17 protein-coding genes and 2 tRNA genes are annotated in these 18,643 nt (G+C 59.9%); 5 read left to right on the top strand and 14 right to left on the bottom strand.

All coding sequences use genetic code 11. From position 1 onward, the window contains the following. The first annotated feature begins 118 nt into the window (after positions 1-118). The gene (locus ACJ8J5_RS24140) at positions 119-1,054 is read left to right on the top strand and encodes a sugar kinase (RefSeq protein WP_414105024.1); all 936 of its coding nucleotides are present in this window, start codon (positions 119-121) and stop codon (positions 1,052-1,054) included. A 235-nt stretch (positions 1,055-1,289) separates the two neighbouring features. Continuing rightward, on the top strand, positions 1,290-1,991 hold the full coding sequence (locus ACJ8J5_RS24135; protein ID WP_043142927.1) for a LuxR family transcriptional regulator: 702 nt from the start codon (positions 1,290-1,292) through the stop codon (positions 1,989-1,991). Positions 1,992-2,038: 47 nt separating this feature from the next. Here the strand turns inward: ACJ8J5_RS24135 and ilvC are convergent, their stop codons facing one another. Then, entirely contained in the window at positions 2,039-3,514 is a 1,476-nt protein-coding gene (gene ilvC / locus ACJ8J5_RS24130; RefSeq protein WP_025304638.1) for a ketol-acid reductoisomerase, read from the bottom strand. A 168-nt stretch (positions 3,515-3,682) separates the two neighbouring features. On the opposite strand from ilvC, the gene ilvY reads away from it, so the two are divergent. Then, entirely contained in the window at positions 3,683-4,573 is an 891-nt protein-coding gene (ilvY, locus tag ACJ8J5_RS24125) for an HTH-type transcriptional activator IlvY (RefSeq protein WP_004929971.1), read from the top strand. A 9-nt stretch (positions 4,574-4,582) separates the two neighbouring features. Here ilvY and ACJ8J5_RS24120 read toward each other — a convergent pair whose 3' ends face one another. From ACJ8J5_RS24120 to ACJ8J5_RS24075, 10 genes are all read right to left on the bottom strand, one after another. Beyond that, positions 4,583-5,284: a DUF2461 domain-containing protein gene (locus ACJ8J5_RS24120; RefSeq protein WP_025304640.1), complete on the bottom strand. Its 702-nt coding sequence runs from the start codon at positions 5,282-5,284 to the stop codon at positions 4,583-4,585. Between the two features lie 21 nt (positions 5,285-5,305). Beyond that, on the bottom strand, positions 5,306-5,884 hold the full coding sequence (locus tag ACJ8J5_RS24115; RefSeq protein ID WP_025304641.1) for a hypothetical protein: 579 nt from the start codon (positions 5,882-5,884) through the stop codon (positions 5,306-5,308). After that, positions 5,884-6,879, bottom strand: coding sequence for a hypothetical protein (locus tag ACJ8J5_RS24110; RefSeq protein ID WP_025304642.1), 996 nt, complete (start codon positions 6,877-6,879; stop codon positions 5,884-5,886). Before ACJ8J5_RS24110 ends, ACJ8J5_RS24115 begins: the two co-directional genes overlap by 1 nt. Before the next feature lie 112 nt (positions 6,880-6,991). After that, positions 6,992-8,536 carry a threonine ammonia-lyase, biosynthetic gene (gene ilvA, locus ACJ8J5_RS24105; protein ID WP_043142923.1) on the bottom strand — a complete coding sequence of 515 codons (1,545 nt, stop codon included), beginning with the start codon at positions 8,534-8,536 and terminating at the stop codon, positions 6,992-6,994. A 5-nt stretch (positions 8,537-8,541) separates the two neighbouring features. After that, on the bottom strand, positions 8,542-10,392 hold the full coding sequence (gene ilvD / locus ACJ8J5_RS24100; RefSeq protein ID WP_049294984.1) for a dihydroxy-acid dehydratase: 1,851 nt from the start codon (positions 10,390-10,392) through the stop codon (positions 8,542-8,544). A 106-nt stretch (positions 10,393-10,498) separates the two neighbouring features. Then, the gene (locus ACJ8J5_RS24095) at positions 10,499-11,425 is read right to left on the bottom strand and encodes a branched-chain amino acid transaminase (RefSeq protein WP_016930475.1); all 927 of its coding nucleotides are present in this window, start codon (positions 11,423-11,425) and stop codon (positions 10,499-10,501) included. 23 nt (positions 11,426-11,448) lie between these two features. Beyond that, a complete protein-coding gene (ilvM, locus tag ACJ8J5_RS24090; protein ID WP_004929955.1) occupies positions 11,449-11,706 on the bottom strand; it encodes an acetolactate synthase 2 small subunit in 258 nt (85 codons plus the stop codon). Further along, complete coding sequence (gene ilvG / locus ACJ8J5_RS24085; protein WP_414105025.1) at positions 11,703-13,349, bottom strand: acetolactate synthase 2 catalytic subunit; 1,647 nt, start codon at positions 13,347-13,349, stop codon at positions 11,703-11,705. Before ilvG ends, ilvM begins: the two co-directional genes overlap by 4 nt. A 142-nt stretch (positions 13,350-13,491) precedes the next feature. Further along, positions 13,492-13,590 carry an ilv operon leader peptide gene (ilvL, locus tag ACJ8J5_RS24080; protein ID WP_013814970.1) on the bottom strand — a complete coding sequence of 33 codons (99 nt, stop codon included), beginning with the start codon at positions 13,588-13,590 and terminating at the stop codon, positions 13,492-13,494. A 133-nt stretch (positions 13,591-13,723) separates the two neighbouring features. After that, positions 13,724-14,956: an MFS transporter gene (locus ACJ8J5_RS24075; protein ID WP_414105026.1), complete on the bottom strand. Its 1,233-nt coding sequence runs from the start codon at positions 14,954-14,956 to the stop codon at positions 13,724-13,726. Between the two features lie 341 nt (positions 14,957-15,297). Here ACJ8J5_RS24075 and ACJ8J5_RS24070 point away from each other — a divergent pair, with 341 nt between their 5' ends. Then, complete coding sequence (locus ACJ8J5_RS24070) at positions 15,298-16,821, top strand: YifB family Mg chelatase-like AAA ATPase (protein ID WP_147823689.1); 1,524 nt, start codon at positions 15,298-15,300, stop codon at positions 16,819-16,821. Between the two features lie 27 nt (positions 16,822-16,848). Here the strand turns inward: ACJ8J5_RS24070 and ACJ8J5_RS24065 are convergent, their stop codons facing one another. Continuing rightward, positions 16,849-17,187 (bottom strand): DUF413 domain-containing protein, encoded by a 339-nt coding sequence (locus ACJ8J5_RS24065; RefSeq protein WP_004929946.1) that lies wholly within the window; start codon positions 17,185-17,187, stop codon positions 16,849-16,851. A 119-nt stretch (positions 17,188-17,306) separates the two neighbouring features. Between ACJ8J5_RS24065 and hdfR the strand changes: the two genes are divergently transcribed. Further along, positions 17,307-18,134, top strand: coding sequence for an HTH-type transcriptional regulator HdfR (gene hdfR / locus ACJ8J5_RS24060; RefSeq protein WP_025304646.1), 828 nt, complete (start codon positions 17,307-17,309; stop codon positions 18,132-18,134). Positions 18,135-18,401: 267 nt separating this feature from the next. On the opposite strand, the gene ACJ8J5_RS24055 is transcribed toward hdfR, so the two are convergent. Next, positions 18,402-18,477 (bottom strand) — tRNA-Trp (locus tag ACJ8J5_RS24055). A 51-nt stretch (positions 18,478-18,528) separates the two neighbouring features. Beyond that, positions 18,529-18,605 (bottom strand) — tRNA-Asp (locus ACJ8J5_RS24050). Between the last annotated feature and the right edge of the window lie 38 nt (positions 18,606-18,643).

Raw genomic sequence — 18,643 nt, 5'->3', positions numbered from 1 at the left:
GGCGTTGGTCGATCGCGATCATAAAAAATTAAAACACTGTTTTAATTTATTGACTCCCTGACCGCCTTACATGGAGACTGGCGGATGTTGCTTCTTCTTTAGCCAGGGCTTATTGACGATGACTATCCGAAATCTCGCCGTGATCGGCGAATGCATGATCGAGCTGTCACAGCAGGGCGCACAGCTGACGCGCGGCTTTGGCGGCGATACCCTCAACACCGCCGTCTACCTTGCCCGCCAAATGCCGGAACAGACGCTGCAGGTGCATTACGTCACCGCACTCGGCACCGACAGCTTCAGCGGCGAGATGCTGCAGGCCTGGCGGCAGGAGAACATCGAAACCGGGTTGATTCAGCAGTTGGACAACAAACTGCCGGGCCTGTACGTGATCGAAACCGACGCCGCCGGCGAACGCACCTTTTACTACTGGCGCAACGACGCAGCCGCCCGGTATTGGCTTGCGGGCCCACAGGCCGACGCACTGTGCGACCGATTGGCACAATTCGATTACCTGTACCTCAGCGGCATTAGCCTGGCGATCCTCGCGCCTGCCGACCGCACGAAGCTGCTGGCGCTGCTGCGCCGCTGCCGTGCCAACAGTGGTCTAGTCATCTTCGACAACAACTACCGTCCGCGCCTGTGGCCAAGCCGTGAGGAAACGCAGCAGGCCTACCGTGAGGTGCTGGCCTGCACCGACATCGCCTTCCTGACGCTGGATGACGAAGCGTTGCTGTGGGGCGCGCAGCCGGTTGAACAGGTGGTGGCACGCACGCAGGCGCTCGGCGTCGGCGAGATCGTTATCAAACGCGGCGCAGAGGCCTGCCTGGTGTTCAGCGTGGAGGGAGAGCGGCTTGAGGTACCGGCGATCGCACTACCGCCGGAGCGCGTGGTGGATACCACCGCAGCAGGCGACTCTTTCAGCGCCGGTTATCTGGCGGTACGCCTGAACGGCGGCAGCGCCCAGCAGGCGGCGCAGCGCGGCCATCTGCTCGCCGCATCGGTGATCCAACATCGCGGCGCCATCATTCCCGCAGCAGCGATGCCCAACCAATAAGACGACGGCGAGGTGACCTCGCCGCCGGCGCAATGGCTCCCAGACGTATTGATGAGAGGATGATTGAAGAATTTCCCTGGCGTTGGCTTATTGATACCCAGAACTGCTAAGCTCAGGTCTTGGCATTGCCGACTTTTTGAATTTATTAGCCGAGTATAAATTTCAATCCGCCGCACTGACTAGCTGGACTTTGGTGCAGGTCGGGCTGAATCGCCGAACGACAGGGAGGTTACCGATGGCCGTCGCATTCGCCAACGCCGTCGCCGCAAGACTGCATCTGGACAGCCGGCTGCACGCCTTCGGCAGATTCAAATATGCTTATTTGACCTTCAACAAACACCATCCCGATCGCCATCTGTTGGTATCGAGCTACCCGCAAGAATGGCTGAACATCTACAGCGACAATCGCTATCAACGCATCGACCCCGTCGTGCGCGCCGCCCATAGTCGCTGCGCGCCCTTTATGTGGCACGACACCCCAATCACCACCGAGGATCGGCATTACCGGAAGATCTTCAGCCAGGCACGGGAGTACGACATCGTGCACGGCTGCAGCTTTGTTTTGCACGATCACGACAACAACCTGGCGATCTTGTCGATCAGCGCGACGGCGGCCGATGACGCCGAACTGCGGCAGCTGATGGAAGACGAAAGGGCCAACCTGCAGATGGTCTTGGTCGATACCCACCAGCACGCGCTGACATTGGCCAATGCCGAGGCGAACCGGACGGATCGACTCTCGCCGCGCGAAGGGGAAATTCTCTATTGGGCCAGCCAGGGCAAAACCTACCACGAGATCGCACTGATCCTGGGGATCAAAACCCGTACGGTGAAGTTTCACATCGGCAATGCGGTGCGTAAGCTGGGGGTCACGAACGCCAAACACGCGATCCGGCGCTGTCTCGAGCGGCAGCTTATCGCACCGCCGGAAGCATAAAAAAGCCGGCATCGCTGCCGGCTCTTTGTGCTTTGCCTTGCGGAAAATCAGCCCGCGACGGCGATGCGTTTCATGTCAGTCATGTAGCCACGCAGTTTACGGCCAACGGTTTCGATAGGGTGGCTGCGCACCGCTTCATTCACGTCGCGCAGTTGCGCGTTGTCCACCGCCGTACCCGCCACGGCTTTGCCCAAATCGCCCGCCTGCAGAGTGGTCATGAAGTCTTTCAGCAACGGCACCGCCGCGTTGGCGAACAGGTAGTTGCCGTACTCCGCGGTATCGGAGATGACCACGTTCATTTCATACAGACGCTTACGCGCAATGGTGTTGGCGATCAACGGCAGCTCGTGCAGTGACTCGTAGTAAGCCGACTCTTCGATGATACCGGCATCGACCATGGTTTCGAACGCCAGCTCGACGCCTGCTTTCACCATCGCCACCATCAGCACGCCGTGATCGAAGTACTCTTGTTCACCGATCTTGCCTTCAAACTGCGGCGCATTCTCGAACGCGGTTTTGCCGGTCTCTTCGCGCCAGGTCAGCAGTTTCACGTCGTCTTCCGCCCAGTCGGCCATCATGCCGCTGGAGAACGCGCCGGAGATGATGTCGTCCATGTGCTTCTGGAACAGCGGTGCCATGATGGTTTTCAGCTGTTCGGACAGCGCATAGGCACGCAGCTTAGCCGGATTGGACAGGCGATCCATCATCAGCGTGATGCCGCCCTGTTTCAGCGCTTCGGTGATGGTTTCCCAGCCGAACTGGATCAGTTTCTCGGCGTAAGCCGGATCGGTGCCCTCAGCAACCAGCTTGTCGAAGCACAGCAGCGAACCCGCCTGCAGCATGCCGCACAGAATGGTCTGCTCGCCCATCAAATCGGATTTCACTTCGGCCACGAAGGAAGATTCCAGCACGCCGGCGCGGTGGCCGCCGGTCGCCGCCGCCCAGGCCTTGGCGATCGCCATGCCTTCGCCTTTCGGATCGTTTTCCGGGTGAACCGCAATCAGGGTCGGCACCCCGAAGCCGCGCTTGTACTCTTCACGCACTTCGGTGCCCGGGCACTTCGGCGCGACCATCACCACGGTGATGTCTTTGCGCACCTGCTCACCCACTTCAACGATGTTGAAGCCGTGGGAGTAACCCAGCGCCGCGCCGTCTTTCATCAGCGGCTGCACCGCACGCACTACGGAAGAGTGCTGCTTGTCCGGCGTCAGGTTGACCACCAGATCCGCCTGCGGGATCAGGTCTTCGTAGGTGCCGACCTTAAAGCCGTTTTCGGTCGCCTTGCGCCAGGAAGCGCGCTTCTCGTCGATCGCTTCTTTGCGCAGGGCATAGGCGACATCCAGACCGGAATCGCGCATGTTCAGCCCCTGGTTCAGGCCCTGGGCGCCACAGCCGACAATCACCACTTTTTTACCTTTCAGGTAGCCGGCTTCGTCAGCAAATTCGTCGCGCGCCATAAAGCGGCATTTACCCAATTGCGCCAACTGCTGACGCAGGTTCAATGTGTTGAAATAGTTAGCCATGGTGGTACTCCGGTTTGATGTTGTCTTGCATTGTTATTTTCATTCCCCGCCCTGTCTGTGCGGAGATTCGTTAAACTCAATGTATAACAGGAAATGCGTTGCTTAAATTGATATATTGAGAACGTGACATTGCAATTTTTGCAACACTCTCACTGCGAGCGTATCGATATGGATTTACGTGATTTAAAGCTGTTCCTGCATCTGGCCGAAAGCCATCACTTCGGGCGCACCGCCAAGGCGATGCACGTCAGCCCGTCGACGCTCTCCCGCCAGATCCAGCGGCTGGAAGAGATCCTCGGGCAGCCGCTGTTCCTGCGCGACAACCGCACCGTGCAGCTCACCGACGCCGGCGAACAGCTGAAAGAATTCGCCCAACAGACGCTGCTGCAGTATCAGCAGCTGAAGCACTCGCTCGGCCAGCACGGCCCTTCGCTGAGCGGCGAACTGCGGCTGTTCTGCTCGGTGACCGCGGCGTACAGCCACCTGCCGCCAATCCTCGATCGCTTCCGCGCGCAGCACCCGCTGGTAGAGATTAAGCTGACCACCGGCGACGCCGCCGACGCGGTCGACAAAGTGCAATCCAACGAGGCCGATCTCGGCATCGCCGGCCGGCCGGAAACGCTGCCCGCCAGCGTGGCGTTCACCAAAATCGGCGAAATTCCGCTAGTGCTGATCGCGCCGGCGCTGCCCTGTGCGGTGCGCAGCCAGGCGTTCGCCGACAAGCCCGACTGGGCCGAGATCCCGTTCATCCTGCCGGAGCACGGCCCCTCGCGAAAACGCATCGAGCTGTGGTTCCGCCGCCATCGCATCAGCAATCCGCTGATTTACGCTACCGTCGGCGGCCACGAGGCCATCGTGTCGATGGTGGCCCTGGGCTGCGGCATCGCGCTGATCCCAAGCGTGGTGGTGGACAACAGCCCGGAGCCGGTACGTAACCGCATCTCGCAGCTGGATAACATCTCGATGGTCGAACCGTTTGAACTGGGGGTCTGCGTTCAGAAAAAGCGCCTCAGCGATCCGTTGATCGACGCCTTTTGGCGGTTACTGCATCCCCGCTGACGCGGGGTTTCAAAGGTCCGCCGGATCGATCTGCTTCATCGTCTCTACCTGCATCAACCAGTGGTAGAGCGGCTCAAGCTGCAAAAATGCCCCGGCCAGCAGCGGCGCCAGATCGGCGTTGAACAGCTTTTCCACTTCGCTGTCCGTCACCATCACCGCAAACGACTTGCGGTTGTACCAGGTGGCGATCTCCGCCGCCTGTTCCTTCACCAGCGGGCGCTTGTAGCGCTCGCCCACCAGCTCGAACGGCGGCCGGCAGCAGGCGGCCACCTCCAGGAAAGGCTGCGGCCGCTGCCTCAGCGTATGGCGGAACAGATCCATGGTCGGCTTGTTGGCGCTGTAGTAGCCGAGCCCATAGCGCAGCATGTCCGGCCCCAGTTCGAAAAAGTAGACCGGCGCGTCTTTCCAGTCTTTACTCGGGCGCTTGAACGTCAGCCACATGCGGCTGCGGTAGCGCGATTTATCGTGAGAAAACCGCGTATCGCGATGAATGCGCGACAGCGTTTTGCCGATCGCCGGGCGGGTCTCGAACTGCGGGTCGATCGCCAGCATGCCGGGAGCCAGTTGCTCCACCAGCGCGCGAAACGGCGCCAGCAGCTCGCGATCGTAGATGTCGCGATTGCCGTCGAACCAGGCCTTATCGTTCTCGATCCGCACCTGCTGCAGGAAATTCAGGCCCTGCTGGCTAAAGCCTGAGAAAGGTTGCGTCATAAGTTTTTCCGTTCTGACGGTTTATCGGGTGTTGCGCAGATCTTCCCTCTGCCAACGGCGTTTGATAAACACGCGCCGACGCGTGCGGAAATAGGCGACATACAGGTAGAACGCCGCCCGGTTACTGAACAGCGCACCGCCAACCACGCCCCCCAGCAGCAGGGCGCCGGTGGCGATCCCGGTCATGCCCGCCGCCCACGCCGCCGCGGCGCCGAGGCAACACAGACCGAGCATGCCAAGGTAATATTGCAACAATACCACCCCGCTGTTTTTACCCTGCACCAGTTGGAACAGGATCAACGTCATCCACACCGCCACGATCGCGCCGCTGCCCATCAACACGGCGGCGGAGGTCTTGCCGCTCCAGGCGGCCGCCACATCCGTGACCAGACCCATCACGCCCGCCAGCCCCAGCGTCAGGCACACCATCAGCAACATGACATTGCCGACGCCCGGCGGCGACAGCCGCTGGCCCGGCGTCATGAAATGCTGCTCGAGCTGCGCATCCACACCGGCGAAAAGTGCGCGATCGCGCGCCGCGATTTGGCTTTCCATCTCCCGACCCTGCACGATCAGGCGTTTAATCATCCACTCCGCCATTACCTCACCATCTGCGGCAATTTCTGCATAATGCCCACAAAATACTGCCCGGTGGTTTTCACATTCACCGGCGCCGACAGGGTGCCGCTGATGCCGCTGCCGACAAACGTCAACGCGTTATTGAGCGCCGAGTGCAATTGCTGGCGCAGCCCGTTTTGGATCGCTTCCGTCGGGTAGCGTTTCGGATACAGGCCGTTCTTCACCATCTCTTTCAAGACGTTGTTGGAAATTCCCGGATTTTCCGCCCGAATGATGTTTTCGGTCAGTCGCTTCCTTTCGCTGCGGGGCATGCTTTTCAGCCACTCCGTCGCCTTGCGCGCCGAAATGCGGCGCATGGCACGATAGGTCATCGTCGCTTCCTTCAGGGCAGCCCCGGCGCTGGCCAGCGAGATCACATCGAGCACGGTACTGGTGGCGATATACCACTGCTCTGAATCGAGCTGAGCCAATTCATCGCCTTTCCCGTCATAAAGCTTGTTGACGCGGTACAGCCCATTACCGCACTGCAACGCGCTGGCGGCCATGCCGGCATAGCCCAGATAAGCCACCGCTGAGCTGGTACCGCCGGTAAATGGCACGGCGACGCTGCCCGACGCCAGTAAAAAGACCGATACCAGCAGCGTTCCACACGACAGCGCGGCCGAGGCCAGCTCTTTGCTGACGCTGGGTTTGCTCAACGCTTCCGACAGCGTATTGGTCGCGGCAACGCGCGAGGTATGAGCCACCGTTTTGCTGATGACCACGTGGGTAACCTGCGAAGCGTTCGAGTAACCGGTGTGCTGCGTCGGGCGGACTAAAAATGAGTTTTGCCCGTCGGAAAAAATAATTCCCACGCCATGAAAGGCGAGGCTGCAGTCCAGCGAGTCCTGCAAGGCTTGCAGATTAATATCGCGATAGAATTCTTGTACGCCGGTATTGCCCAACAGGCGGGCAAACTCGGCGTTGGTCAAATCGTCTTCGGGAGAACCGAACGGCGTAGAAAAAGCAGTTTTCATTGTCGTGCATCCCTATACGTCAGAAGTTTTGGCAGTATAAAAATGCACGACAAAATCACAACCGCGCAACCCATAAACTGACTCATGCGTCACGGTTACTTATCAATTCGACTCATCCCTGCAAAAAGAAGCGGAACGCCGGGTTGTCGGTTTCATCGTGGCAATCGTAGCCCAGCGCCTGCAGGTGCCGCTCGAATTCCGGCTCGGATTGCGCCAGTTCGAAGGCCGCCAGCACCCGGCCGAAGTCGGTACCGTGGCTGCGATAGTGGAACAGCGAAATGTTCCAGTGCGTGCCCAGCGTTTGCAGGAACTTCAGCAGCGCGCCCGGCGACTCCGGAAACTCAAAGCTGTACAGCCGTTCGCGCAGCGGCTTCGACGGACGCCCGCCCACCATGTAGCGCACGTGCAGCTTGGCCATCTCGTCGTCCGACAGATCCACCACCTGGTAACCGTCGGCGTTGAGTTCGTCGATGATCTCCCGCCGTTCGGGGTGGCCGCGCGTCAGCCGCACGCCGACGAAAATGCAGGCGTTGTCGGCATCGGCGTACCGGTAGTTGAATTCGGTCACCGAGCGGCCGCCCAGCAGTTGGCAGAACTTGAGGAAGCTGCCCTGCTGTTCCGGAATGGTCACCGCCAGCAGCGCTTCGCGCTGTTCGCCCAGTTCGCAGCGCTCGGAAACGTAGCGCAGCCCGTGGAAGTTGAGGTTGGCGCCGGACAGCACGTGCGCCAGACGCTCGCCCTGAATATTGTGCTGCTGGACGTACTTTTTCAGCCCCGCCAAAGCCAGCGCGCCGGAAGGTTCGGCAATGGCGCGCACGTCCTCGAACAGATCTTTGACCGCCGCGCAGATGGCGTCGCTGTCCACGGTGATCACGTCGTCCAGATACTCACGGCACAGGCGGAAGGTTTCGTCGCCGATGCGCTTCACCGCCACGCCTTCGGCGAACAGCCCGACGCGCGCCAGATCCACCGGATGGCCGGCATCCAGCGCCGCGCGCAGGCAGGCGGAGTCTTCCGCTTCGACGCCGATCACTTTGATCTGCGGCATCAGCTGTTTGATCAGCACTGCCACCCCGGCGGCCAAGCCGCCGCCGCCGACCGGTACGAAGACCCGATCCAAATGCGCGTCTTGCTGCAACAGCTCCATCGCCAGCGTGCCCTGCCCGGCGATCACCGTCGGGTGATCGAACGGCGGCACGAAAGTCATGCCTTGCTGATGGGAAAGCTCGATTGCCTTCGCTTTGGCCTCGTCGAAATTGGCGCCGTGCAGCAACACTTCGCCGCCGAAGCCGCGCACCGCATCCACCTTGATGTCCGCGGTGGACACCGGCATCACGATCAGCGTTTTGATCCCCAGCCGTTTACCGGAGAAGGCGACGCCCTGCGCGTGGTTGCCGGCCGAAGCCGTCACGACGCCGCGCGCCTTCTGCTCTTCATCCAGCCCGGCGATCATCGCATAGGCCCCGCGCAGCTTGAAGCTGTGCACCGGCTGGCGATCTTCGCGCTTCACCAAAATGGTGTTGCCGAGGCGCGAAGAGATTTTGCTCATGGCCTGCAACGGGGTGACTTGCGCCACCTCGTAAACCGGCGAGCGCAGTACCGCTCGCAGATATTCCGCGCCGCAGGGGGCGCTGGGTAGGGGTTGAGAGACCGCCATGCTGCTTATCCCCCCAGTTTGCTCTTGTCGCGCACCGCGCCTTTGTCGGCGCTGGTGGCCAACGAGGCGTAAGCGCGCAGCGCGAAGGACACCTGACGTTCACGATTTTTCGGCGTCCAGGCCGCGTCGCCGCGCGCCAGTTCCGCCTCATGCCGCGCCGCCAACTCCTGCTCGCTGACATCCAGCTGGATACCGCGATGAGGAATGTCGATCGCGATCATGTCGCCGTCCTGCACCAGGGCGATCAGGCCGCCGTTAGCCGCTTCCGGCGAAGCATGGCCGATGGACAACCCGGAGGTGCCGCCGGAGAAACGCCCGTCGGTGATCAGCGCACACGCCTTGCCCAGCCCCATCGATTTCAGGTAGGTGGTTGGGTAAAGCATTTCCTGCATGCCCGGCCCGCCTTTCGGCCCTTCGTAGCGAATCACCACTACGTCGCCCGCCACCACTTTACCGCCGAGGATCGCTTCTACCGCGTCGTCCTGGCTTTCATACACTTTGGCCGGGCCGCGGAAGGTGAGGATTTCTTTGTCCACGCCGGCAGTTTTGACGATGCAGCCGTTTTCCGCCAGGTTGCCGTACAGTACCGCCAACCCGCCGTCCTGACTGTAGGCGTGCTCACGGGTGCGGATGCAGCCTTCCTTGCGGTCGGTGTCCAGCGAATCCCAGCGGCAATCCTGAGAGAATGCCTGCGTGGTGCGGATACCGGCCGGCCCGGCGGAGTACATTTTCTTGACGCTTTCGTCGCGGGTCAGCATCACGTCGTAAGCTTCCAGCGTCTGCGGCAGGGTCAGCCCCAACACGTTGTTCACCTCGCGGTTCAGCAAGCCGGCGCGATCCAACTCGCCAAGGATGCCGATCACGCCGCCGGCGCGGTGCACGTCTTCCATGTGATATTTCTGCGTGCTCGGCGCCACCTTGCACAGGTGCGGCACTTTGCGCGACAGACGATCGATGTCTTCCATGGTGAAGTCCACCTCGCCTTCCTGCGCCGAAGCCAACAGGTGCAGCACGGTGTTGGTCGAACCGCCCATGGCGATATCCAGCGTCATGGCGTTTTCAAACGCCGCCTTGTTGGCGATATTGCGCGGCAGCGCGCTTTCGTCATCCTGCTCGTAATAGCGTTTGGTCAGCTCGACGATGCGCTTGCCGGCGTTGAGGAACAGTTCCTTGCGATCGGCGTGGGTGGCCAGCAGCGAGCCGTTGCCCGGCTGCGACAGGCCCAGCGCTTCGGTCAGGCAGTTCATCGAGTTGGCGGTAAACATGCCGGAGCAGGAGCCGCAGGTCGGGCAGGCGGAACGCTCGATCTGCTCGCTGTCGGCGTCGCTGACGTTCGGGTTCGCGCCCTGGATCATCGCGTCCACCAGATCCAGCTTGATGATCTGGTTGGAGAGTTTGGTTTTGCCGGCTTCCATCGGGCCGCCGGAAACGAAGATCACCGGAATGTTCAGGCGCAACGCCGCCATCAGCATGCCCGGGGTGATCTTGTCGCAGTTGGAGATGCACACCATCGCGTCGGCGCAGTGGGCGTTCACCATGTATTCGACCGAGTCGGCGATCAGCTCGCGTGACGGCAGGGAATAGAGCATGCCGCCGTGGCCCATGGCGATGCCGTCATCCACCGCGATGGTGTTGAACTCTTTGGCCACGCCGCCGGAGACTTCGATCTGTTCGGCGACCAGTTTGCCCAGATCGCGCAGATGCACGTGGCCCGGCACGAACTGGGTAAAGGAGTTGACCACGGCGATGATCGGCTTGCCGAAATCGGCGTCGGTCATCCCGGTCGCGCGCCACAATGCGCGGGCACCCGCCATATTGCGGCCATGGGTGGTGGTGGCGGAACGGTACTTAGGCATGCTCTTTTCACTCCAAATGTATTTATGACAGGCGGCGAACGAACCGCCTGGATATTCTTATCTTGTCTGTCTTGTCGTCCGCCACGCGGCGCGGCGAGCCTTGTCGTTACGGGTTTACCGGATCCAGCCAACCGTATTTGTCTTCGGTCTTGCCGCTGAACAGGCCGAAGAACGCCTGTTGGATCTGTTTGGTCACCGGGCCGCATTTGCCGATGCCGACCTGAATGCCGTCCACGCTGCGCACCGGCGTGATTTCCGCCGCGGTGCCAGACATGAACACTTCGTCGGCCAGGTACAGCGATTCGCGCGACAGCACCTGCTCGCGCACCTCGAAGCCCATGTCTTTCGCCAGCTTGATGATCGCGTCGCGGGTGATGCCCGGCAGCGCCGACGAGGTGAACGGCGGGGTATAGAGCACGCCGTCTTTCACTTCAAACAGGTTCTCGCCCGCCCCTTCGGAAATGTAACCGTGCACGTCGAGCGCAATGCCTTCCTGATAGCCGTGGCGGCGCGCTTCGCTGCCCACCAGCAGGGAGGAAAGATAGTTGCCGCCGGCCTTGGCCGCAGTGGGGATCGTGTTTGGTGCGACGCGGTGCCAGGAGGAGACCATCGCATCGATGCCTTGATCCAGCGCTTCTTCACCCAAATAAGCGCCCCAAGGAAACGCCGCGATAATCACGTCCGTTTTATAACCGGCCGGCGGGTTGACGCCCATGCCGACATCGCCGACGAACACCAGCGGGCGAATGTACGCGCTGACCAGGTTGTTCTTGCGCAGCGTAGCGCGGCAGGCTTCCATCAGCTCGTCGACGCTTTGCGACACCGGCATGCGGTAGATTTTCGCCGAATCGTGCAGGCGCTGCATATGCTCGCGATGACGGAATACCACTGGCCCCAAGTGCGAGTCATAGCAGCGTACGCCTTCAAACACCGACGTGCCGTAATGCAACGCGTGCGACATCACGTGCACTTTGGCCTCGGCCCAAGGCACCATCTCACCATTGAACCAAATGTAATCGGCTTTCTTAGTCATTGTTATTTATCCTTCTCAGCGCCTCAGGCGCGTATTTGTTGTGATGTTGGCTGCTGGATCTCGACGCAGGAGACGTCCATCAGTTTGCTTAATTGAGATGACAACAGGGCGACCGGGCGCGGGCTGGCAACGGTCAATTCGATATTGATGCTGTCGGCGTTGGCCGGGGAAACCATATTCATAGCACAAACCTGAAAGCCGCGATGACGCACGACCCGCAATACGCGCTCTAACATTTCGGGGCGAAAACGCGCCTGGATCGAGAGTTGATGCTGCATCATGATATTTCCTCCAACATGGTTTCGTTACCGGCGCCCGGCGGCACCAGCGGCCAGACGTTTTCGAGTTCGTCGATAGAGACCTGCAGCAGATAAGGGCCTTCGGTGTTGAACAGCGCCTCGAGCGCGCCCTCCACCTGATCCTTGCGGCTGATGCGCTGGCCGGGAATGCCGAAGGCGGCGGCCAGCATCAGGAAGTCGGGGTTATCGGACAGGTTGGTTTCGCTGTAGCGGCCGTCGAAGAACAGCTGCTGCCATTGGCGCACCATCCCGAGACGCTGGTTGTCCAGCAGCACGATCTTCAGCGGTAGCTGTTTGCGCTTAATGGTGCCCAGTTCTTGCACGTTCATCATGAAGGAGCCATCGCCCGAGACGCAGATCACCGTATCTTGCGGACGCGCGATCTGGGCCCCGACCGCCGCCGGCACGCCGAACCCCATGGTGCCGAGGCCGCTGGAGGTGATGAAATTCTCCGGGCGCTCGAACGTCATGTGCTGCGCGCTCCACATCTGGTGCTGGCCGACGTCGGTGGTCACCACGCTGTTGGCCGGCTTGCGGGCGGACAGCTGGCGCAAGAACAGCGGCGCGTAGATCGGCTGGCCGGGGTGATCGTAGCGGCAGACGTGCTCGGCTTTCAGCGCTATCACCTGCTGCTGCCAGGCGGCGATGTTCAGCGGGCGCTGCAACGCCGGCAGCAACGTTTTCAAATCGCCTTGCAGGGCGACATGCGCCTGGCGCAGCTTGCTCATCTCCGCCGGGTCGATATCCATGTGGATCACTTTGGCGTGCGGCGCGAAGGCGTTCAGCTTGCCGGTCACGCGGTCATCGAAACGCGCGCCGACGGCGATCAATAGATCGCACTCCTGCACCGCCAGGTTGGCAGCCTTGGTGCCGTGCATGCCCAGCATACCGAGGTACAGCGGATCTTGCGCATCCGGCGCGCCCAGCCCCTTCAGGGTGGCGACGTTCGGCATGCGGGTCACGGCGATGAACTCGCGCAGCGCCGGCACCGCCTGGGCCATGCCCACGCCGCCGCCGACGTACAGCATCGGTTTGTGCGCCTGCGCCAGCAGCTCGGCCGCCTCTGCCAACGCCGCCGCCGGGAACGCCGGCGCTTCATCGACCGGCATCAGGTGCGGATGCAGGTCGCCCTGCGCCAGCTGGATGTCTTTCGGGATATCGATCAGCACCGGGCCGGGACGGCCGCCGGCGGCGATGGCGAACGCTTCCGCCATGATGCCCGGCAAGGCGTCCAGCGATTCCACCAGGAAGCTGTGCTTGGTGCAGGCCAGAGACAGGCCGAGAACATCGATCTCCTGAAAGGCATCGGTGCCGATCAGCGCGGACCCCACCTGACCGGTGATGGCGACAACGGGAACGGAATCGAGCAGCGCATCAGCCAGGCCGGTGATCAGGTTGGTGGCGCCGGGGCCGGAAGTGGCGATACAGACACCGACTTTGCCGGTGGCGCGGGCGTAGCCGATGGCGGCCATGGCGGCGCCCTGTTCATGGCGGCACAGCAGGTGTTCCACGCCGCCGTCGTACAGCGCATCATACACCGGCATGATTGCCCCGCCCGGATAGCCGAATACGGTATCCACCCCCTGCGTACGCAACGCTTGAACTACCCACTGAGCGCCATTCATGGTTATTTCCCCGCCTTACTTCGACAACTGCAGGATTTTGTTCTGTTTTTCATGCTCTGCCCCTTGCTCCACTTTTCTCTTGCCAATAAAAAACCCCCGGACCTGACGGTGCGGGGGTTCTCTTGCGATTCCGGCTTGTTTGCTAAGCCTTTCTTCGTCCAAGTGCAGCCCCGCACGGTGGGATAATAATCACCACCACGCTAATCACGACTAGGCTAATCACTTGGGCAAAGGCTTTCATAATGGGTTTGTTCACTGTGCTCATTCAGAACTAATGCTTACAGAGGTACCACAGCCGCGCGCGACATGACAACACTTTTTTTGCGTTATTATTCGGCGCAATCTGGTCATACCTCACGCGAATCGCCTCTCTTTCACACGTTGGCGCGCACGCCCGGATTTCTCACCGCGTCGGTGATCGCCTTGCCGTGCGTATCCTTGCCGAAGAACACCAACAGGGCGATCGCCACCGCCACCGTACCGGCAACGATCGCCATCGCCAAGCCGTAATTATGCCCATGATGCTCGGCGATGGTGGCTTGCAGCGTAGCGTTGACCGAGGCGATCAGGTTGCCCAGCTGATACACGAACCCCGGCAGCACCGCGCGGGTGTTGGCCGGCACCAGTTCGGTCAGGTAGGTCGGTATCACACCCCAGGCACCCTGCACCATGAACTGCATCAGGAAAGCGCCGATCCCCAACATTAGCGAACCGCTGGAAAATGCCCACAATGGGATCACCGGTAAGGCCAGCAACGCGGCGATAATGATCGCTTTTTTACGACCGATTTTTTCCGATAATGAACCGAAGAAAACGCCACCGATAATTGACGCAATATTGTAGCTAATGGCGATGATACTGACGGTTTTAGGGTCGAAACCGTGCTGAACTTTCAGAAACACCGGATACAGATCCTGCGTGCCGTGAGAGAAGAAATTGAACGCCGCCATCAGCAGCACCAGATAGCAGCATAGCTTCCAGTGGCTCTTCAACACCGGCAATAAAGCCGTACTTTCTTTGCGCTCACGTGCCGCCAGCCACACCGGCGACTCCTGCACGCAATAATAAATAAACGGCAGCAGCAGGATCGGCGCCGCGCCGATAACGAACATTCCGCGCCAGCCGACCGTTTCGAACAGCAGGCCGTACACCACCGCCGCCAGCAGATAACCGAACGGATAGCCGGCCTGGAAAATGCCCGACATCAGGCCGCGCGAGCGGTCCGGTATGGTTTCCATCGCCAATGACGACGCCACACCCCAGATACCGCCCATCGCAACGCCGTACAACACTCGTAACAGCAAGAAGACCGTCAACGAGGGCGCGGCGGCGGAGAGCAGCTCAAACACCGAGAAGAAGACGATATTCAGCATCAAGATCGGTTTGCGGCCATATTTTTCCGCCGCACGCCCGAAGATCAGCGCGCCGATCGGACGCACCGCCAGCGTGAGCAGAATCGCCAACGTGACCTGTTCCAGACCGACGTGAAAAGATTGCGCGATGTCGCTGAGTAAAAATACCAGCACGAAAAAATCGAAAGCGTCGAGCGTCCAGCTTGAAAAACTGGCAATTGCCGCGTTGCGTTGCAGCGGGGTCCAACCAAACATAGTGTTATCCCTACCGTAGAGTACGAAGTCAGGAGGTTTAGCGGCTGCCGGGCAGACTGCGGCGGCGGTCGGAGTGTGTTAAAGAAGTGATTTTTCTTTTAATCAATTGTTAAATACACCCGTTAACCCTATGGTTGCAATGCGTATGGGCCGCTAATGTGTTGCAGCCTTCAGCGAATTGTTAATGGGTATTGCAGCAGGTTGCGAGGTGGTTCGCACAATCTCGTTCAATTCGATGAAAATCAGTGATTATGCTGCGAGTTTCATGGAAAAAATGCCAAGAACGCCGCGCGGTACCTGGATAAATCGCGCATCATGCCGCCCTTAGCAAGGAGAGCGATATGTCACTGGCGGTAATCTATAGCCGCGCCATCATCGGCGTTCAGGCCCCTTCCGTGACGGTGGAGGTGCATATCAGCAATGGCCTGCCCGGCCTGACGCTGGTCGGTCTGCCGGAAACCACGGTAAAAGAGGCGCGCGATCGGGTGCGCAGCGCCCTGATCAACAACGGTTTCACCTTTCCCGCCCGGCGCATCACCGTCAATTTGGCACCGGCCGATCTGCCGAAAGAAGGCGGGCGTTACGATCTGCCGATAGCGCTGGCGATCCTCGCCGCCTCCGAGCAACTGCCCCTCGCACCGTTGGCACGCTACGAGTTTCTTGGCGAGCTCGCGCTGTCCGGCGCACTGCGTGCGGTCAGAGGCGCCATCCCGGCGGCACTGGCGGCGGCTGACGCCGGGCGACAATTGATCCTGTCGACGGACAACGCCGCCGAGGTCGGACTGATCGCACAGTCACAATCCCATACCGCCCAACACCTGTTGGAGGTCTGTGCTTTTTTACTCGGCCAGGGCGAACTGCCGGTGGCCGTCACACCTCCCGCAGCCGGCAATGCGTACGAAAACGCCGATCTGCGCGACATCATCGGCCAGGAGCAGGCCAAGCGGGCGCTGGAGATCGCCGCCGCCGGCGGGCATAACCTGCTGCTGATTGGGCCGCCGGGCACAGGCAAAACCATGCTGGCCAGCCGACTGACGGGCTTACTGCCGCCGCTGACGGAGCCTGAGGCGCTGGAAAGCCTGGCGATCGCCAGCTTGCAACACCCTGTTCTGAGCGCTCTGCCATGGCGCCAGAGGCCGTTTCGCGCGCCGCATCACAGCGCATCGATGGCGGCATTGGTCGGCGGCGGCTCACTGCCGCGTCCGGGCGAGATCTCGATGGCGCATAACGGCGTGCTGTTTCTGGATGAGCTACCGGAATTCGAGCGTAAGGTCCTGGATGCGCTGCGCGAGCCGTTGGAATCCGGCGAGATCGTGATTTCACGCGCCAACGCCAAGGTCTGTTTCCCTGCCAGAGTACAGTTGATCGCGGCAATGAACCCCAGCCCGACAGGGCATTATCATGGGTTGCACAACCGCGCCTCGCCGCAGCAGGTGTTGCGCTATCTGGCCCGGCTGTCAGGGCCTTTTCTCGACCGTTTCGATCTGTCTATCGAAGTGCCGCTGTTGCCGCCGGGTACGCTCAGTAAGCGGCAAACGCAGGGAGAAAGCAGTGAGCTGGTTCAGGAAAGAGTGCAACTGGCACGCGCCCGCCAGCTCGAACGCGCCGGTAAAGTCAATGCGCTGTTGAGCAACCGCGAAGTAGAACGGGATTGCGTGTTGCAGCCGGCAGACGCCGAGTTTCTGGAAGCGACATTAAACGCGTTAGGGCTATCGGTACGCGCCTGGCAGCGCATCCTGAAAGTGGCTCGCACGCTGGCGGATTTGGCGGGAGATACTGAGATCGACAGGCGCCACCTCAGCGAAGCGCTGGGCTATCGCAGTATGGATCGTCTGTTGTTACAGCTGCATCGCAGTCTGGAATGAAAATGGGGCCCGCAGGCCCCATCGTCTTTAGTCTTCGCTGTCGCTGTAATCTTCCACTGCGTCAGCCTGCGGTTTACCGCCGGACAGAGTATGGAATTTCTTCGGGCGACGTGTGCGCGCCAGATATTTAGCCCATACTTTTTCCTGCTCGGTAGCCGCTTCGCGCTCACCTCGGCACACTGCGACGAACAGCTGTTCTTCTTCAGTCGCTGGCTGGCGTTTACCCGAGTCCAGCTCGTTAAACGCGTAGCCGAAACGCTCTAGCAATTGCGCCTCTTTAATGGTGAAATCGCCGTGACGGGAGAACCCGCGAGGGTAATGTTTATTATCAAAAAAACGATTGGTCGTGGTGAAGCTATCCGCCATCTGACACGCTCCTAATTCTCTTATGGCCGTGCTGTTTATGGCGCGGAGTATTAGATAGGCTTGACAGCGTGTAAAACAAAACATTTAAATCTTAACGACAAATTTTTTTGGAGATAGGTGTGGATACCGAATTACTGAAAACCTTTTTGGAGGTCAGTAGAACGCGTCACTTTGGCAGAGCCGCAGAATCTTTGTACTTAACGCAGTCCGCGGTCAGTTTCCGCATCCGTCAGTTAGAAAACCAGCTGGGCGCAAATTTATTTACCCGTCATCGCAATAATATCCGCCTGACGCCTGCCGGTGAGCGGCTTCTGCCCTATGCCGAAAGCCTGATGAACACCTGGCAGTTGGCGAAGAAGGAGGTCGTGCGTTCGCTGCAACACACCGAGTTGTCGATCGGCGCTACCGCTTCGCTGTGGGAGGCCTATCTGACCCCTTGGTTGCAGGCGCTCTATCAACAACGCGAGGCGCTGCAGCTCGAAGCCAGGGTGGCATTAAGGCACTCTTTGGTAAAACAACTGCATGAAAGGCAGCTCGATTTACTGATCACCACCGAACCGCCGAAGATGGACGAATTGGCCAGCCAACAGCTGAGCAATTTCTCATTACGCCTGTTCTCATCCGCGTATCGTGACAAACAGGCCCCAATGCCCTACATCAAGCTGGAATGGGGAGCCGACTTCCACCAACAGGAAAGCCGCATGTTGGAAGGTGATAACGTGCCGGTCCTCACGACTACCTCCGCTCATCTGACGCGTCAGTTGCTGGAAACCACGGGCGGATGCGCTTTCCTGCCCAGCCAGTGGGAAAAGGAGTATCCGCAGCTGGTGGCCACTACTGAGATCCCGCCGATTATCCGCCCACTGTATGCCGTCTGGTTGCAAAACAGCGATCAACAGCCTTTGATTCGGCAATTACTTAAAATACCTTTAAATACCGCAGCCTAAAGCATTATGGCGGCCTTAAATGCCGTCATCGTGGTAATGACTGTCTATCATGCCAAAAGCCGCCCATCGCCTTCTGAGAGAAGATAATGCAAAACGATAAGAGAATCCGGAGACGTGCAGGGTAAAGCTCGGAAGAACATGAAGCAGCCAGGATCGGGCAAACCTCGGCATATGCGTCAAAAGCGCTCTTTTCCAAAGCGGGAATGCACTAAGGGAAGGGATAATAGGTAAAAAAAAACCCTTTGCTTTCGCAAAGGGTTCTTAATATGGCAGGGGCGGAGAGACTCGAACTCGCGACACCCGGTTTTGGAGACCGGTGCTCTACCAACTGAGCTACGCCCCTAAATCTCGCTTAACATTATGCCTGCTAATAAAGCAGGCATAATTAAATAAGTGGCGGAACGGACGGGGCTCGAACCCGCGACCCCCTGCGTGACAGGCAGGTATTCTAACCAACTGAACTACCGCTCCACCGATTCTTTTACGTTGCATCTCTCGATGCCGGCAAA

This window comes from Serratia sp. CY43202 (assembly GCF_052168755.1).
In the GTDB taxonomy this organism is placed as follows: domain Bacteria; phylum Pseudomonadota; class Gammaproteobacteria; order Enterobacterales; family Enterobacteriaceae; genus Serratia; species Serratia bockelmannii.
Note: the sequence above shows the minus strand (reverse complement) of the source record. Positions and strands in the feature narration are given on the sequence as shown.

Bases quoted from the DNA above. Each gene is read 5' to 3' on its own strand.
- ACJ8J5_RS24065 (WP_004929946.1), bottom strand. From the start codon at position 17,187: ATGGCGGATAGCTTCACCACGACCAATCGTTTTTTTGATAATAAACAT.
- ilvL (WP_013814970.1), bottom strand. From the start codon at position 13,590: ATGAAAGCCTTTGCCCAAGTGATTAGCCTAGTCGTGATTAGCGTGGTG.
- ilvM (WP_004929955.1), bottom strand. From the start codon at position 11,706: ATGATGCAGCATCAACTCTCGATCCAGGCGCGTTTTCGCCCCGAAATG.
- ilvG (WP_414105025.1), bottom strand. From the start codon at position 13,349: ATGAATGGCGCTCAGTGGGTAGTTCAAGCGTTGCGTACGCAGGGGGTG.
- ilvC (WP_025304638.1), bottom strand. From the start codon at position 3,514: ATGGCTAACTATTTCAACACATTGAACCTGCGTCAGCAGTTGGCGCAA.
- ilvA (WP_043142923.1), bottom strand. From the start codon at position 8,536: ATGGCGGTCTCTCAACCCCTACCCAGCGCCCCCTGCGGCGCGGAATAT.
- ACJ8J5_RS24120 (WP_025304640.1), bottom strand. From the start codon at position 5,284: ATGACGCAACCTTTCTCAGGCTTTAGCCAGCAGGGCCTGAATTTCCTG.
- ACJ8J5_RS24140 (WP_414105024.1), top strand. From the start codon at position 119: ATGACTATCCGAAATCTCGCCGTGATCGGCGAATGCATGATCGAGCTG.
- ACJ8J5_RS24115 (WP_025304641.1), bottom strand. From the start codon at position 5,884: ATGGCGGAGTGGATGATTAAACGCCTGATCGTGCAGGGTCGGGAGATG.
- ilvD (WP_049294984.1), bottom strand. From the start codon at position 10,392: ATGCCTAAGTACCGTTCCGCCACCACCACCCATGGCCGCAATATGGCG.
- ACJ8J5_RS24070 (WP_147823689.1), top strand. From the start codon at position 15,298: ATGTCACTGGCGGTAATCTATAGCCGCGCCATCATCGGCGTTCAGGCC.
- ilvY (WP_004929971.1), top strand. From the start codon at position 3,683: ATGGATTTACGTGATTTAAAGCTGTTCCTGCATCTGGCCGAAAGCCAT.
- ACJ8J5_RS24135 (WP_043142927.1), top strand. From the start codon at position 1,290: ATGGCCGTCGCATTCGCCAACGCCGTCGCCGCAAGACTGCATCTGGAC.
- ACJ8J5_RS24075 (WP_414105026.1), bottom strand. From the start codon at position 14,956: ATGTTTGGTTGGACCCCGCTGCAACGCAACGCGGCAATTGCCAGTTTT.
- ACJ8J5_RS24110 (WP_025304642.1), bottom strand. From the start codon at position 6,879: ATGAAAACTGCTTTTTCTACGCCGTTCGGTTCTCCCGAAGACGATTTG.
- ACJ8J5_RS24095 (WP_016930475.1), bottom strand. From the start codon at position 11,425: ATGACTAAGAAAGCCGATTACATTTGGTTCAATGGTGAGATGGTGCCT.